This is a genomic window from Escherichia sp. B1147 (assembly GCF_001660175.1).
GTDB lineage: Bacteria > Pseudomonadota > Gammaproteobacteria > Enterobacterales > Enterobacteriaceae > Escherichia > Escherichia whittamii.
Map to the genome: position 1 here is coordinate 83353 of NZ_LFHY01000018.1, position 15995 is coordinate 99347.

Below are 15995 nucleotides of genomic sequence, written 5' to 3' on the forward strand. Positions count from 1 at the left end.
AGACGTCATCCGGTGATGCTTAGTTAATACATTAACTTAATGCGCTGCGTTTGCGCGTACTTCACATACTCATCTTCCGGACAACAATCGCTCACTACGATATCAAAGCGTTTCAGGTCGCCCATGCGCGCCGGACGTACCTTACCAAACTTACTGTGGTCGACAACCAGCACATGCTTTTGCGCCATCGACATGGCCCAGTGTTTTACCGGCAACTCTTCAATATTAAAACAGGTTGCGCCTTTTTTGATATGTACACCCGCAGCGGAATAAAAAGCGATATCCGGACAAAAATTATTCAGCGTTTGTTGAAAATCGATAGGTTTGAAAATGGCGTTGCTGGCGTGAAATTCACCACCGCTCAGAAACGCCCGGCAGTGTGGTTTCTCTTGCAGCGCCAGAAAGGTATTCAGTGAATAACAAACGGCGGTGAAAGGGATTTCATTATCAATCGCTTCAATAATCCAGGGCGTAGTGGTGCCACAGTCAAAAAAGAGGGTCTGATCGGGTTCTACCAACGTTGCGGCCAGTTTTGCGGCGCGGCGTTTTTCTTCCACCAGACGGGATTTTTGGTCACTTAGCAGGTAATGGCTGGCGCTGCGTGGTTCGAGAACGATATAGCCGCCGAGTAATACGACGGGGGCGCTGTTGTTATTCAAGTCGCGACGAATCGTCATCTCTGAAACCCCAAGTAGAGCGGCGGCGTCCTTCAGATGCAACTTATCGCTGCGTTTTAATTCCTGGAGTAATTGCCCGATACGCTCTTCGCGACGTGTTTCCATATTCCCTCTGAATAGTTATTGAAGCGAGCCGCCTGATATTACACGTTTTATCCGAAATCAGCCACGTACCCAGCCTTTACGGATCGGTAAGGCGAAGCAGAAGCGATACCACGATTGCAGTCGCTGGTAGAGCATTGTCCCCACAGCTTGCCAGATAATCTGCGCGCTAAGGCAACCAATCATTCCCGCCAACAATCCACCAAGCATATCCAGTGGCCAGTGGACGCCAAGGTAGACCCGCGACCAGGCAATAATTACGGCCAGTGCCATGAGAAGCGATCCGGACCACAAACGATGCCAGATTAAAAATGCCAGAGCGAAGGTGAAGATCACCGTGCCGTGATCGCTCGGGAAAGAGTCATCTGCCGCATGGTGCAGGAAGTTATAGCCGATATTCTCGACAAACGGGCGGTCGTGTGGAAATAAGTGACCCATCCCCCAGGAAACAAACAGACTTACAGCCAGTGCGATCGCCATTTTTATCACTACCTGCCGTTGCGCCGTACGCCCCCACAGCCAAAGTACCCCGGTCAGTAGCGGCACCACGGTAATCAAATCTTTGGCAATAAAAATCGCCAACGAGATCATCCACGGAGAAGAATCTGGCGTGGCGTTAATTAGAGAGAATAATGAGTAATTGAGATTTTCCAGCATAACTTCCAGACTCATAAGGTGTTTAATGGAGAGCCGTCAGGCAAGGCGGTGAGAATAAGGTGCATGTTAAACAGGGTAAAGCGGCATCGTCTTATTTCTCATAAGTGGCCCGTATTACGTTAAGTAATGGTAACGCGCGGTAGTTAAATAAAGCTTAAAAAAAGAGAGTCTAAACGCCGATTAATGTAAGAATGTGCTTAACGGCGGTTTCAGGGGCAAAAATTGCTTTCTCGTTAGCCGCGCTTTTATTAAACTTTGCGCGATTATTCTTGGCGAAGAAATTGCATGCAAAATAGATTAGCTAATGGTGCCAGACTCGGACGTCAGGCATTACTTTTCCCTCTCTGTCTGGTGCTCTACGAATTCTCAACTTATATCGGTAACGATATGATTCAGCCCGGTATGTTGGCCGTGGTGGAACAGTACCAGGCGGGCATTGATTGGGTTCCTACCTCGATGACCGCGTACCTGGCGGGTGGGATGTTTTTACAGTGGCTGCTGGGGCCATTGTCGGATCGTATTGGTCGCCGTCCGGTGATGCTGGCGGGCGTAGTGTGGTTTATCATCACTTGTCTGGCGATTTTACTGGCGCAAAACATTGAACAATTCACGCTGTTGCGCTTCTTGCAGGGTATAAGCCTCTGTTTCATTGGCGCTGTAGGTTATGCCGCGATTCAGGAATCCTTCGAAGAGGCGGTTTGTATCAAGATCACCGCGCTGATGGCGAACGTGGCGCTGATTGCTCCGCTACTCGGCCCGCTGGTGGGGGCGGCGTGGATCCATGTGCTGCCCTGGGAAGGGATGTTTGTATTATTTGCCGCGTTGGCAACTATCTCCTTCTTCGGCCTGCAACGTGCCATGCCAGAAACCGCTACGCGTATTGGCGAGAAATTGTCACTGAAAGAGCTTGGGCGTGACTACAAACTGGTGTTGATGAATGGTCGCTTTGTTGCAGGGGCGTTGGCACTGGGATTTGTCAGTCTGCCGTTGCTGGCGTGGATTGCCCAGTCGCCGATTATCATCATAACCGGCGAGCAGTTGAGCAGCTATGAATATGGTTTGCTGCAAGTACCCATTTTCGGCGCATTAATTGCGGGGAACTTACTGCTGGCGCGGCTGACCTCGCGTCGCACCGTACGTTCGCTGATCATTATGGGTGGCTGGCCGATTATGACTGGTCTGCTGGTTGCCGCTGTGGCAACGGTCATCTCATCGCACGCGTATTTGTGGATGACCGCCGGGTTAAGTATTTATGCTTTTGGCATTGGCCTGGCGAATGCGGGGTTGGTGCGTCTGACGCTGTTTGCTAGCGATATGAGTAAAGGTACTGTCTCGGCGGCAATGGGGATGTTGCAAATGCTGATTTTCACTGTCGGTATTGAGATCAGTAAACACGCGTATCTGAACGGTGGCAACGGTCTGTTTAATCTCTTCAATCTTGCCAACGGAATTTTGTGGCTGCTGCTGATGTTTATTTTTCTAAAAGATAAACAGGTAGGAAATTCACACGAAGGTTAAAAAAATGCCTGATTGCACAATGCAATCAGGCATTTTCGAATTAATGGTGATGGTCATCGATCTGATGTTCGATAACCATCCCTTCGCCAACGCTGGCAAGGTGACGAACATACGGATGCGGACGGTAAGCCGGAGCGGGAGTCGGGGCCACATAGACGGTTTGCGGCACGGTAGCAACGCTGACGGCTTGCGGAACGCTGACAGAATCAGGTACCACAACCACTTTGTATCCACTCGGCACATCGACGGTAACACTTTGCGCCATCGTTGCACCCGCAAAACTCATGAGAAACGCGCCCAGCAAAACATAATTCTTCATAATCATTTCGCCTGAAATAATCCGGTGAGTTAATTTCTGCGAATTATGCAGCCTTCATGCAGGCGTTGTGTTGCCGGGCGTGCTGCCGTTTTATTGATTAAATGGCGCTTCGTGTTTAAGAACTTTATCGATCACGTCCAGTACGCCTTCACAGTTATTGGAACCTGCACGGTACTTCGCTGCTGCAACAACCGCACTGCCGGCATTTTCCATTGCGAAGCTGAACCCTGCCTGGCGCAGCATCTCAATATCGTTACCGCCATCGCCAAAGACCACTACTTCGCTGTCGTCTATTCCCCATAATTTCTGGAGTTGACGTAGGCCATTGGCTTTATGTACGCCAGGGATGATTAGATCGATGCTGCCGTTGCCGGTATGCACTGGCACCATAATATCGCCGATGGCTTCATGTAATGCTTTTTGCACTTGCGGAATCAGTTCATCGGAAAGATTCAGGCCAAACTTAAAGAAGATATCTTCTAAGTTGTCAAAGCTATCGACGTATTCCAGACGGTGATAATACATTTCCGCCACAGTTTTCATGGCATCGTCATATTTTTTGAGGGTATAGGCGCTATTTTTTCCGCAGGCAATAATTTCCACTTCCGGGCGCGTCAGTAAATGTTTCACGACAGTGGTAAATGCATCTTTCGACAGCTCGCCATTAAAAACATCTTTGCCTTCGCTCACTACCCAACCGCCGTTTTCTGCCACAAAGGCAATTTCATCGGCAATTTCGGGGAAGAAAGAGATCAACTGATAATATTGATTCCCGCTGGCGACGACAAAACGAATCCCTTGTGCTTTCATCTGCTGATACTGGGCCATAAACCGCTCGCGGTTATAGGTTTTTTGATCGCTTAAGAAAGTACCATCCATGTCTACCGCAATTAATTTAATGCTCATCAACTATTCTCCATCGCCGTCTGCGTTTTGGTATCGGGTTTGGCGACGGCCTTCGCGACAATAGCCGCGAGAATAACCAGCGCCAGTACAACCAGCATTGCACTACGTAATCCATAATGTTCGCCGAGATAGCCCAGAAGTGGAGGCCCGACGAGGAAAGCCAGATAACCGGTCGTTGCCACTACGCTGACACGGGTCGGCGCATCGGGGCCGGTATCACTGGCGGCTGAAATGGTCAGTGGGAAGCCCAGAGAAGCCCCCAGTCCCCAAAGAACGACAGACACCCCAGCGACCCAGGTGCTATCAACAAAAATAATCAGCCCGATACCCAACGCACCCATGAGCGCACTGGCGCGTACCACGGCAACGCGGCTGTAGCGATCAATAAACCAGCCGCCGGTAAAACGTCCAACGGTCATCCCCAATGTGAAACCTGCGTATATCAATGAACCGGACGTGGGGCTAAATCCGTGACCATCAACCATTAATAAGGGTAACCAGTCGTTGGCAGAACCTTCGGCGAAAGCCATTGCCAGCACCACGACACCAATTAACAGCAACTGAATATCGCGATAAAAAGGAACTCCTTTTTCACCATGCTGCGTGCCATCGGCAGCATTTTTTCCCGTACCGTCAGGGATAGCCTGAATAGCGATACAAATAGGCGCGATGCCCACCAGCGCCGCCAGCAAAATGTGCACAGTTGCCGGAACGCCAAAGGCCGTCAGCGCCATCCCCACACCAGCCCCCGCCAGCGTACCGAGACTGTAGAAGCCATGCATCATCGGTAAAACCGTTTTATTTATTTCTCGCTCAACGGCAGCACCTTCAACGTTTATCGCCACTTCTGCGGAACCAAAACTGGCCCCAAAAACGCCAAGACCGATGGCAAAGAGCACAGGAGATGTCAGCCAGAGTGCCAGACTTAATATCATCATCCCGATCAATGCGCAGGACATCGTGACCAGGATGACATTACGCGTCCCAAAGCGTTTCACTAACCACGCCGAACAGAGAATACCGCTCATCGAACCGATTGACAGGCCAAAGAGCACGCCGCCCATTTCAGCGATAGAGACAGAAAGAATGTCGCGGATAGCGGGCGTACGGGTTGCCCAGGAAGCCATTAGAAGGCCCGGCAAAAAGAAGAACATAAACAGCGCCCAGGTACGACGTTTCAAGGCATTACGTGAAGAATTTACGGTCATAGATCACGTCAAAAAAAGAAGAGGGAAGACAACCTTAGCAAGGTTGTGTACATTTGTACACAATTGTACAGAGAGGAAATGACATGCGTCGCGCTAATGATCCGCAACGGCGAGAAAAAATCATCCAGGCCACTCTCGAGGCGGTAAAACTTTACGGAATACATGCCGTGACGCACCGTAAAATAGCCACCCTTGCCGGGGTACCGTTAGGGTCGATGACCTACTATTTTTCAGGAATTGATGAGCTATTGCTGGAGGCGTTCAGTAGCTTTACGCAGGCTATGTCACGGCAATATCAGGCATTTTTTCACGATGTCAGTGATGCCCCTGGTGCCTGCCAGGCCATAACAGACATAATCTACAGCTCGCAGGTTGCAACGCCGGACAACATGGAGCTGATGTATCAACTCTACGCGCTGGCCAGCCGAAAACCATTATTAAAAACAGTGATGCAAAACTGGATGCAGCGCAGTCAGCAAACGCTCGAACAATGGTTCGAACCTGGAACGGCCCGGGCTCTGGATGCTTTTATTGAAGGGATGACGCTGCATTTTGTCACTGACCGTAAGCCGCTAACGCGCGAGGAGATTTTACAGATGGTGGCGCGAGTGGCGGGGCAGGAGATAAATTTCAGGCAACAAAAAACCCATCAACCTTGAACCGAAATGGCGGGGTTGATGGGCTCCACAAAATGGGGACATCAAAGAAAAGCAGTGGCACTAATTAAGACTGATGCCCCGAAGAAAAGTTCGGTGATTGTACAAAAAAATTTCATTTTCAGGGCAACTTCAGTTTTATCCGAGTCCGGGCCATACCATGACAATGATTGTCCCGGCTAGCGTCAGCAGTACGTTAGCTATTGCATAAGTGCCCGCATAACCTAAGGCCGGGATGTTACTGCGTGCGGTGTCGCTGATGATCTCCATTGCCGGAGCACAGGTACGCGCACCCATCATCGCACCGAACAGGAGCGCGCGGTTCATACGCAGTACATAGGCACCAAACAGGAAACAGATAACTACCGGCACCAGACTGACAATCAATCCGGCAATCAACATCTGACCGCCGATCGCACCCAGGCCGTTATTAATGCCGCTACCGGCGCTTAAACCAACGCCTGCCATAAATACCATCAGGCCGAACTCTTTCACCATGCTTAACGCACCCTGCGGAATGTAACCGAAGGTCGGGTGGTTAGCGCGCATAAAGCCCAACATAATGCCGGCGAATAACAAGCCAGCAGCGTTACCCATGCCGAAACTAAATGTGCTGAACTGGAAGGTGATCATCCCGATCATCAGGCCAATAACAAAGAACGCGCAGAATGCCAGCAGGTCTGTGACCTGGCTGTGAATCGAGATAAAGCCGATGCGGTCAGCAATGGTCTTCACGCGACGGGCATCGCCGCTCACCTGCAAAACATCACCTTTGTTAAGCACAACGTTGTCATCAATTGGCATCTCAATCTGGCTGCGGATGACGCGGTTAAGGAAGCAACCGTGATCGGTCAACTTCAGTTGTGCCAGACGTTTACCGACAGCGTTATGGTTTTTGACAACAACTTCTTCAGTGACGATACGCATGTCGAGAAGGTCACGATCAAAAACTTCTTTACCGTTACGGAAGCTGGGATCAAGGCGGGCGTGGGCGTCAGGATATCCCACTAACGCTATCTCATCGCCCATTTGTAGTACGGCGTCGCCATCCGGATTTGCCAGAATCCCGTTACGACGAATACGTTCAATGTAGCAACCGGTTTGACGATAAATACCCAATTCACGTAGATTTTTGCCGTCGGCCCAGGCGACCAGTTCCGGGCCGACGCGGTAGGCGCGAATTACCGGCAGATAGACTTTACGGCTGGCATCGGTGTCCAGACCACGTTCGCGAGCGATTTGTTGGGCGCTGGTCTGTAAATCCTGATGCTGCAACTTCGGTAAATAACGTGCACCGACAATTAAACTCACCAGACCAATTAAATAGGTTAACGCATACCCGAGGCTTAGATTATCCAGTGCTGTGGAGAGCTGTCCGCTTTCCATACCGGAATGACGCAATGTGTCGCCAGCACCAACCAGGACAGGTGTTGAAGTCATGGAGCCTGCTAACATACCGGCCGTCAGACCGATATCCCAGCCAAACAGCTTACCCAACCCTAAGGCGATCGCCAGCGCACTGCCAACCATTACCAGAGCTAACATTAGGTAATTTTTCCCATCGCGAAAAAAAATGGAAAAAAAGTTGGGGCCGGCTTCGACTCCGACGCAGAAAATAAACAACATAAAGCCAAGATTAAGTGCGTCGGTGTTAATGCTGAAATGTTGTTGCCCTAATAGTAACGATACGACTAAAACGCCAATGGAATTACCCAGTTGGATTGAACCAAGTCGTAATTTTCCTAGACATAGTCCAAGCGCAAGGACTACAAATAATAACAGAATGTAATTCCCATTTAACAATTCGGCGACGTTTATATTCACGGAGACTAACTTCTTGTTTACGAGTAAGCTGTTGAAAGAAATGGTAATTTACGATAATGTTTTTACCTGAAATCAGGGCGCGAATTCATTCAGCGCACCTAAGCAATAGTAAAGAAACAATATATTTTACTAGTGTAATCACATTAAGTACCAACGGCTATAAAAATTGCGTTGGCCTATATTAGCATGGAATGCGAAGCGGCTTTATCTTACTGAACGCCATAGTGGCGAAAATGTGTTCGATAGAGGCAGTGTCAGGAGGGGCGAGTGAAACATAAACAACGTTGGGCGGGGGCAATCTGCTGTTTTGTCCTCTTCATTGTAGTGTGCCTGTTCCTGGCGACGCAAATGAAAGGCGCTTTTCGGGCTGCCGGGCATCCTGAAATCGGCTTGCTGTTTTTCATTCTTCCTGGAGCGGTTGCCAGCTTTTTTTCGCAGCGTAGAGAAGTCCTTAAACCGCTGTTTGGCGCAATGCTGGCGGCACCGTGTTCAATGTTAATTATGCGATTGTTTTTTTCACCGACACGTTCATTCTGGCAAGAGCTGGCGTGGTTGTTGAGTGCAGTGTTCTGGTGTGCGCTGGGGGCATTGTGTTTCTTGTTTATCAGCAGTTTGTTCAAGCCACACCACAGAAAAAATGAATAAAGCCCTCAATACAGAGGGCTTGTCAGGCGATCATGCGTCCAGATTTTCTTTCACCCACGCAGCAAAATCGGTAAAGCCGCCAATATGTTGTTGATCGATAAAAATCTGCGGTACGGTTTCTACTGGTTTACCCGCTTTCTGTTGTAAATCTTCTTTGCTTATCCCTTCCGCACGAATATCAACATACTGATATTCAAAATCATCGCGTTCATTACTCAGTTTGTCTGCCAGATCTTTAGCACGCACGCAGTAAGGGCACCCCGGACGACCAAAAATAACGGTTTGCATTGTTTCTCTCCTCATCTGTTTATGTCCGTCATGATCACGCCAAAACTTATTCGCTGAAAGTAGGTTTAACCTGTTGCATCGATTGACTAAAGCTATAACTGTTAAGCACAACGCAACGAAAGGTTTTAAAATAGCTATTCACTTTGCAGAGGGAAGATTATGCGCGCGATCGGTAAATTACCTAAAAGCGTGTTGATACTGGAATTCATCGGCATGATGTTACTGGCGACGGCGCTGCTGTCGTTAAGCCATTACCTTTCGCTTCCGGCGCCGTTTTCGACACCAGAGGTACAAATTCTGATGATTTTTCTCGGTATTTTGCTCATGCTTCCCGCTGCGGTGGTGGTTATTCTTCAGGTGGCCAAACGGCTTGCCCCACAACTGATGAACCGTCCACCGGAATCTTCACGTTCTGAAAGAGAAAAAGATAATGACGCCAACGATTGAACTTATTTGTGGCCATCGCTCCATTCGCCATTTCACTGATGAACCCATTTCTGAGGCGCAGCGTGAGGCGATTATCAACAGCGCCCGAGCGACTTCCAGTTCTAGTTTTTTGCAATGCACGAGTATTATTCGCATTACCGATAGAACGTTGCGTGATGAACTGGTAACGCTGACCGGTGGGCAAAAACATGTTGCGCAAGCGGCGGAGTTTTGGGTGTTCTGTGCCGACTTTAACCGTCATTTACAAATCTGCCCGGATGCCCAGCTTGGCCTGGCGGAACAACTGTTGCTCGGTGTCGTTGATACGGCGATGATGGCGCAAAATGCGTTAACTGCAGCGGAATCTCTGGGATTGGGCGGAGTATATATTGGTGGACTGCGCAATAATATCGAAGCAGTGACGGAACTGCTGAAGTTACCGAAGCATGTTCTGCCGCTGTTTGGTCTGTGTCTTGGCTGGCCTGCGGATAAACCGGATCTCAAACCGCGTTTACCGGCCTCCATTTTGGTGCATGAAAACAGCTATCAACCGCTGGATAAAGACGCTCTGGCGCAGTATGACGAGCAACTGGCGGAATATTATCTCACCCGTGGTAGCAATAATCGTCGGGATACCTGGAGCGATCATATTCGTCGGACGATTATCAAAGAAAGTCGTCCTTTTATTCTCGATTATTTGCATAAACAAGGTTGGGCGACGCGCTAAAACCGTAACGCCGATGTATTATACGCGGGCTTTTGACCAGGTCTGACAGAGAGGTGCAGGGTGAAAATTGCCATATTGTCCCGGGATGGAACGCTCTATTCGTGTAAGCGGCTGCGTGAAGCCGCCATCCAGCGCGGTCACCTGGTTGAAATTCTCGATCCGCTTTCTTGCTATATGAACATTAATCCTGCGGCGTCTTCTATTCATTATAAAGGCCGCAAGCTACCCCATTTTGACGCGGTGATCCCGCGCATTGGCACCGCCATTACCTTTTATGGGACGGCGGCGCTACGTCAGTTCGAAATGCTGGGGAGCTATCCGTTGAATGAATCGGTCGCGATTGCCCGTGCGCGTGACAAATTGCGGTCTATGCAACTGTTAGCGCGACAGGGCATTGACCTGCCTGTAACAGGCATTGCGCATTCGCCGGATGATACCAGCGACTTAATCGAGATGGTCGGTGGTGCGCCGCTGGTGGTCAAGCTGGTCGAAGGCACGCAGGGGATTGGTGTGGTGCTGGCGGAGACGCGTCAGGCAGCAGAAAGCGTGATTGACGCTTTTCGCGGTCTTAATGCGCATATCCTGGTGCAGGAATATATAAAAGAAGCAAAAGGGCGTGATATCCGTTGTCTGGTCGTTGGCGATGAAGTGGTTGCGGCAATTGAACGGCAGGCGAAAGAGGGCGATTTTCGTTCCAATTTGCATCGCGGCGGCGCGGCAAGCATTGCCAGTATTACGCCGCAGGAGCGTGAAATCGCCATAAAAGCCGCGCGAACGATGGCGCTGGATGTTGCTGGTGTGGATATTCTGCGTGCAAATCGCGGACCGTTGGTGATGGAGGTGAATGCGTCGCCCGGTCTGGAAGGGATAGAGAAAACCACCGGTATCGACATCGCGGGTAAAATGATCCGCTGGATTGAGCGCCACGCTACGGCAGAATATTGCTTAAAAACCGGTGGTTAGTCGCAATAACGTGACTGATCATGGTTTTGCCTGCGCTTTTTGCGTAAGCTGTGCCAGTCTTTTTATCGGAAGAGGTTGTACAAAATTATGACATCGCTGGTCGTTCCTGGTCTGGATACGTTGCGTCAATGGCTCGATGACCTGGGGATGAGTTTTTTTGAATGTGATAACTGTCAGGCTCTACATCTGCCGCATATGCAGAATTTCGACGGTGTTTTTGATGCCAAAATCGACCTGATTGATAACACGATCCTGTTTTCTGCCATGGCGGAAGTCAGACCTTCAGCCGTGTTGCCGCTGGCGGCGGATTTATCGGCTATCAATGCCAGTTCGCTGACGGTGAAAGCATTTCTTGATATGCAGGATGATAATCTGCCAAAGCTGGTGGTTTGCCAGTCTTTATCCGTTATGCAGGGCGTAACCTATGAACAGTTTGCATGGTTCGTACGCCAGAGTGAAGAGCAGATTTCGATGGTCATCCTTGAAGCCAATGCCCATCAACTGCTGTTGCCGACTGACGATGAAGGGCAAAATAACGTTACCGAAAACTATTTCCTACACTGATAACTCTTTTTGTGCACGCAGTCGCTGCCGCAGTGACTGCGCATCATAATATTTCCTGCTGAATTTAACCTTTCATTAAAGATTTTTTCACTTGTCTTATGCCGAATTGGCTTTATCACATAGAGCAAATACGCATAAAAATTTGTTAAATACTGTTTTTTAATTACAGCTATAGTTTCAAACCCTGGCTAAAGTTATTCTTGCGAGGCTTTTATATAGCGAGCAATGCTGGCCGGGAGAGAGTTCTCTTTTCTTGCGCCGCGCCGATAAAAAATATGCACGTTTATTGCATATCTTTCAGTGTGACAACTTTTGTTCGTTTGTTAACGAACTTTCAGAAGGAAAGAGATATGACTGCCTTAAATAAAAAATGGCTATCGGGTCTGGTTGCAGGTGCTCTGATGGTCGTCTCTGTCGGCACGCTCGCGGCTGAACAAAAAACACTCCACATCTATAACTGGTCTGATTATATCGCCCCGGATACGGTGGCAAATTTTGAAAAAGAGACGGGTATAAAAGTCGTCTACGATGTTTTCGATTCCAACGAAGTATTGGAAGGCAAGTTAATGGCGGGGAGCACCGGCTTTGATCTTGTCGTTCCGTCAGCCAGTTTTCTTGAACGCCAGTTGACTGCCGGTGTATTCCAGCCGTTGGATAAAAGCAAATTGCCAGAATGGAAGAATCTCGATCCAGAACTGCTGAAGCTGGTGGCAAAACACGATCCCGACAATAAATTTGCTATGCCGTATATGTGGGCGACCACCGGAATTGGCTATAACGTCGATAAAGTCAAAGCCGTACTAGGCGAAAACGCGCCAGTCGATAGCTGGGACTTGATCCTCAAACCTGAAAATCTGGAAAAACTGAAAAGCTGCGGTGTCTCTTTCCTTGACGCACCGGAAGAAGTTTTTGCTACCGTGCTGAATTATCTCGGCAAAGACCCCAACAGCACTAAAGCGGATGATTACACTGGCCCGGCAACCGATCTGCTATTAAAGCTGCGTCCAAATATTCGTTATTTCCATTCATCTCAATACATTAACGATCTGGCGAATGGCGATATCTGCGTCGCTATTGGCTGGGCGGGCGATGTGTGGCAGGCATCTAAGCGCGCGAAAGAAGCGAAAAACGGTGTGAATGTTTCTTTCTCGATTCCTAAAGAAGGAGCGATGGCATTCTTTGATGTGTTTGCTATGCCTGCTGATGCTAAAAACAAAGACGAAGCCTATCAGTTTCTGAATTATCTGCTGCGTCCGGATGTGATAGCGCATATTTCCGACCATGTGTTCTATGCCAACGCCAACAAAGAAGCTACGCCGCTGGTGAGTGCGGAAGTCCGTGATAACCCAGGAATTTATCCTCCGGCGGATGTTCGCGCCAAAATGTTCACACTACAAGTGCAGGACCCGAAAATTGATCGGGTGCGCACTCGCGCCTGGACCAAAGTGAAGAGCGGAAAATAATCTGCTGTTGTAGAAGCCGGGCGGGAGCACCATTCCCGCCGGCAATTCGCACCATTAAGGTGCGCTTGCACACATTAAATGCCGGAGAGCAGCCGTGAATGACGCTATCCCTCGCCCGCAGGTGAAAACCCGTAAGGCGCTGACGCCGCTATTAGAAATCCGCAATCTGACCAAATCTTATGATGGTCAACATGCGGTCGATGATGTCAGCCTGACCATCTATAAAGGCGAAATATTTGCACTGTTGGGCGCATCCGGCTGTGGTAAATCCACGCTGCTGCGTATGCTGGCAGGTTTTGAACAACCTTCTGCCGGGCAGATTATGCTTGATGGCGTCGATTTGTCACAGGTGCCGCCTTACCTGCGCCCCATCAATATGATGTTTCAGTCTTACGCGCTGTTTCCGCATATGACCGTGGAACAGAACATCGCTTTTGGCCTGAAACAAGACAAACTACCGAAAGCGGAAATTGCCAGCCGGGTCAATGAGATGCTCGGGCTGGTGCATATGCAGGAGTTCGCCAAACGCAAACCGCATCAGCTTTCCGGCGGTCAGCGTCAACGTGTGGCCCTGGCCCGAAGCCTCGCCAAACGCCCGAAACTATTACTGCTCGACGAACCGATGGGGGCGCTGGATAAAAAGCTGCGTGACCGGATGCAGCTTGAAGTGGTGGATATTCTGGAGCGCGTCGGCGTGACCTGCGTAATGGTTACTCACGATCAGGAAGAGGCGATGACCATGGCGGGGCGTATCGCCATTATGAATCGCGGAAAATTTGTTCAGATTGGCGAGCCGGAAGAGATTTACGAACATCCGACTACCCGCTACAGCGCCGAGTTTATTGGTTCAGTCAACGTCTTTGAAGGGCTACTAAAAGAGCGTCAGGAAGACGGTCTGTTGCTCGATTCACCGGGGCTGGTCCATCCGCTAAAAGTAGACCCGCTGGCGTCAGTAGTCGATAACGTGCCGGTACACGTGGCGCTGCGCCCGGAAAAAATCATGCTTTGCGAGGAGCCTCCCGTCAATGGCTGTAACTTCGCGGTAGGGGAGGTGATACATATTGCCTATCTCGGGGATCTTTCGGTGTATCACGTTCGTCTGAAAAGCGGGCAGATGATTAGCGCCCAGCTACAAAACGCGCATCGTCACCGCAAAGGGCTACCGACCTGGGGTGATGAAGTTCGTTTATGTTGGGAAGTGGACAGTTGTGTGGTGCTGACGGTTTAAGGAGCAAAGATGAGTACACTTGAACCACCTGTCCAGCCGGGCGGGTTAAAACAGTGGCTTACGCAGTGGCAGATGAAGCACGGGCGCAAACTGGTGATTGCGCTGCCGTATATCTGGTTGATTTTGCTATTTCTGCTGCCATTTCTGATCGTCTTTAAAATAAGCCTTGCAGAGATGGCGCGCGCCATTCCGCCTTATACCGAACTGATGGAGTGGGCCGACGGGCAATTGTCGCTCACCCTCAATCTTGGTAATTTCCTGCAACTGACCGACGATCCGCTCTATTTCGATGCTTATCTCCAGTCGTTACAGGTGGCAGCGATTTCGACAGTTTGTTGTTTACTGCTTGGTTATCCGCTGGCGTGGGCGGTAGCGCACAGTAAACCATCTACCCGCAATATCTTATTGCTGCTGGTGATCCTACCGTCGTGGACCTCGTTTCTGATCCGCGTTTATGCCTGGATGGGGATATTAAAAAACAATGGCGTGCTGAATAACTTCCTGCTGTGGCTGGGCGTTATCGATCAACCGCTGACCATTCTGCATACCAACCTGGCAGTCTATATTGGCATTGTTTACGCCTATGTGCCGTTTATGGTGCTGCCTATCTACACCGCGTTGACGCGTATTGATTATTCGCTGGTGGAAGCAGCACTGGATCTTGGCGCACGACCGATGAAAACCTTCTTTACTGTCATTGTGCCACTCACTAAAGGCGGAATTATTGCCGGATCGATGCTGGTCTTTATTCCTGCGGTTGGCGAGTTTGTGATCCCGGAACTGCTCGGCGGCCCGGATAGCATCATGATTGGCCGCGTGTTGTGGCAGGAGTTCTTCAATAACCGTGACTGGCCCGTAGCTTCGGCAGTGGCGATTGTCATGTTGTTGCTGTTAATCGTGCCTATTATGTGGTTCCACAAGTATCAGCAAAAAAGTGTGGGAGAACACGGATGAATAACTTACCGATCGTTCGTTCGCCCTGGCGGATTGTAATTTTACTGCTGGGCTTCACCTTTCTTTATGCGCCGATGCTGATGCTGGTTATCTATTCATTTAACAGCTCGAAGCTAGTGACGGTGTGGGCGGGTTGGTCAACGCGTTGGTACGGTGAGTTATTGCGCGATGACGCAATGATGAGTGCAGTTGGTTTAAGTCTGACAATTGCTGCCTGTGCGGCAACGGCGGCGGCAGTTCTCGGAACTATTGCGGCGGTGGTGCTGGTACGCTTTGGACGGTTTCGGGGATCAAACGGTTTTGCTTTTATGATAACCGCGCCGTTAGTCATGCCGGATGTGATCACGGGCTTGTCGCTATTGCTATTGTTTGTCGCGCTTGCACACGCCATTGGCTGGCCAGCGGATCGTGGCATGCTCACCATCTGGCTGGCACATGTCACTTTCTGTACCGCCTATGTGGCGGTCGTAATTTCTTCGCGCCTGCGGGAACTTGATCGCTCTATTGAAGAAGCGGCGATGGATCTCGGTGCGATGCCGCTAAAAGTGTTTTTTGTCATTACGCTACCGATGATTATGCCGGCGATCATTTCTGGTTGGTTACTGGCTTTTACCCTGTCGCTCGATGATCTGGTGATCGCCAGCTTTGTTTCCGGCCCAGGAGCCACAACGCTGCCGATGCTGGTCTTCTCCAGCGTACGGATGGGGGTGAATCCGGAAATTAACGCACTTGCAACGTTAATTCTCGGCGCGGTCGGAATTGTCGGATTTATCGCCTGGTATCTGATGGCGCGCGCAGAAAAGCAGCGGATACGCGATATCCAGCGTGCAAGACGTGGCTGAAGACACTAAAATTTGCCCACCTGGCTAC

18 protein-coding genes are annotated in these 15995 nt (G+C 49.9%); 11 read left to right on the forward strand and 7 right to left on the reverse strand.

Going from position 1 to position 15995, the window contains the following annotated elements:
* Positions 1–23 precede the first annotated feature (23 nt).
* On the reverse strand, positions 24–782 hold the full coding sequence (gene deoR / locus A9180_RS19175; protein ID WP_064530140.1) for a DNA-binding transcriptional repressor DeoR: 759 nt from the start codon (positions 780–782) through the stop codon (positions 24–26).
* A gap of 57 nt (positions 783–839) precedes the next feature.
* Entirely contained in the window at positions 840–1436 is a 597-nt protein-coding gene (gene ybjG / locus A9180_RS19180) for an undecaprenyl-diphosphate phosphatase (RefSeq protein WP_064530141.1), read from the reverse strand.
* Positions 1437–1721: 285 nt separating this feature from the next.
* On the opposite strand from ybjG, the gene mdfA reads away from it, so the two are divergent.
* Positions 1722–2954, forward strand: a complete 1233-nt coding sequence (gene mdfA, locus A9180_RS19185; protein WP_064530142.1) for a multidrug efflux MFS transporter MdfA — start codon at positions 1722–1724, stop codon at positions 2952–2954.
* Between the two features lie 40 nt (positions 2955–2994).
* On the opposite strand, the gene ybjH is transcribed toward mdfA, so the two are convergent.
* The 3 genes from ybjH to A9180_RS19200 all read right to left on the reverse strand — a co-directional run bounded on the left by ybjH (position 2995) and on the right by A9180_RS19200 (position 5387).
* Positions 2995–3279 carry a protein YbjH gene (gene ybjH, locus A9180_RS19190; RefSeq protein WP_074399644.1) on the reverse strand — a complete coding sequence of 95 codons (285 nt, stop codon included), beginning with the start codon at positions 3277–3279 and terminating at the stop codon, positions 2995–2997.
* A gap of 84 nt (positions 3280–3363) precedes the next feature.
* Positions 3364–4179 carry a 5-amino-6-(5-phospho-D-ribitylamino)uracil phosphatase gene (ybjI, locus tag A9180_RS19195; RefSeq protein ID WP_064530144.1) on the reverse strand — a complete coding sequence of 272 codons (816 nt, stop codon included), beginning with the start codon at positions 4177–4179 and terminating at the stop codon, positions 3364–3366.
* Positions 4179–5387: an MFS transporter gene (locus A9180_RS19200; protein WP_064530145.1), complete on the reverse strand. Its 1209-nt coding sequence runs from the start codon at positions 5385–5387 to the stop codon at positions 4179–4181. Before A9180_RS19200 ends, ybjI begins: the two co-directional genes overlap by 1 nt.
* Positions 5388–5470: 83 nt before the next feature.
* Here A9180_RS19200 and rcdA point away from each other — a divergent pair, with 83 nt between their 5' ends.
* Positions 5471–6046, forward strand: coding sequence for a DNA-binding transcriptional regulator RcdA (rcdA, locus tag A9180_RS19205; protein WP_064530146.1), 576 nt, complete (start codon positions 5471–5473; stop codon positions 6044–6046).
* Positions 6047–6181: 135 nt separating this feature from the next.
* Here rcdA and A9180_RS19210 read toward each other — a convergent pair whose 3' ends face one another.
* Positions 6182–7867: an aspartate:alanine antiporter gene (locus A9180_RS19210; protein WP_064530147.1), complete on the reverse strand. Its 1686-nt coding sequence runs from the start codon at positions 7865–7867 to the stop codon at positions 6182–6184.
* Positions 7868–8134: 267 nt separating this feature from the next.
* Between A9180_RS19210 and A9180_RS19215 the strand changes: the two genes are divergently transcribed.
* Positions 8135–8512, forward strand: a complete 378-nt coding sequence (locus tag A9180_RS19215; RefSeq protein WP_064530148.1) for an inner membrane protein YbjM — start codon at positions 8135–8137, stop codon at positions 8510–8512.
* A gap of 30 nt (positions 8513–8542) precedes the next feature.
* On the opposite strand, the gene A9180_RS19220 is transcribed toward A9180_RS19215, so the two are convergent.
* Positions 8543–8800 (reverse strand): GrxA family glutaredoxin, encoded by a 258-nt coding sequence (locus A9180_RS19220; RefSeq protein WP_064530149.1) that lies wholly within the window; start codon positions 8798–8800, stop codon positions 8543–8545.
* A gap of 159 nt (positions 8801–8959) precedes the next feature.
* Between A9180_RS19220 and A9180_RS19225 the strand changes: the two genes are divergently transcribed.
* From A9180_RS19225 to potI, 8 genes are all read left to right on the forward strand, one after another.
* Positions 8960–9247 (forward strand): DUF1418 family protein, encoded by a 288-nt coding sequence (locus A9180_RS19225; protein ID WP_064530150.1) that lies wholly within the window; start codon positions 8960–8962, stop codon positions 9245–9247.
* Positions 9231–9953 carry a nitroreductase NfsA gene (nfsA, locus tag A9180_RS19230; RefSeq protein ID WP_064530151.1) on the forward strand — a complete coding sequence of 241 codons (723 nt, stop codon included), beginning with the start codon at positions 9231–9233 and terminating at the stop codon, positions 9951–9953. The genes A9180_RS19225 and nfsA overlap by 17 nt, the downstream gene beginning before the upstream one ends.
* A 60-nt stretch (positions 9954–10013) precedes the next feature.
* A complete protein-coding gene (rimK, locus tag A9180_RS19235; RefSeq protein ID WP_064530152.1) occupies positions 10014–10916 on the forward strand; it encodes a 30S ribosomal protein S6--L-glutamate ligase in 903 nt (300 codons plus the stop codon).
* A gap of 87 nt (positions 10917–11003) precedes the next feature.
* A complete protein-coding gene (locus A9180_RS19240) occupies positions 11004–11480 on the forward strand; it encodes a YbjN domain-containing protein (protein WP_000203025.1) in 477 nt (158 codons plus the stop codon).
* Between the two features lie 350 nt (positions 11481–11830).
* Positions 11831–12943, forward strand: a complete 1113-nt coding sequence (gene potF, locus A9180_RS19250; protein ID WP_064530154.1) for a spermidine/putrescine ABC transporter substrate-binding protein PotF — start codon at positions 11831–11833, stop codon at positions 12941–12943.
* A 94-nt stretch (positions 12944–13037) separates the two neighbouring features.
* Positions 13038–14171, forward strand: a complete 1134-nt coding sequence (potG, locus tag A9180_RS19255; protein WP_064530155.1) for a putrescine ABC transporter ATP-binding subunit PotG — start codon at positions 13038–13040, stop codon at positions 14169–14171.
* A 9-nt stretch (positions 14172–14180) separates the two neighbouring features.
* A complete protein-coding gene (gene potH / locus A9180_RS19260; protein WP_064530156.1) occupies positions 14181–15125 on the forward strand; it encodes a putrescine ABC transporter permease PotH in 945 nt (314 codons plus the stop codon).
* Positions 15122–15967: a putrescine ABC transporter permease PotI gene (gene potI / locus A9180_RS19265; protein ID WP_064530157.1), complete on the forward strand. Its 846-nt coding sequence runs from the start codon at positions 15122–15124 to the stop codon at positions 15965–15967. The genes potH and potI overlap by 4 nt, the downstream gene beginning before the upstream one ends.
* Positions 15968–15995: the final 28 nt, after the last annotated feature.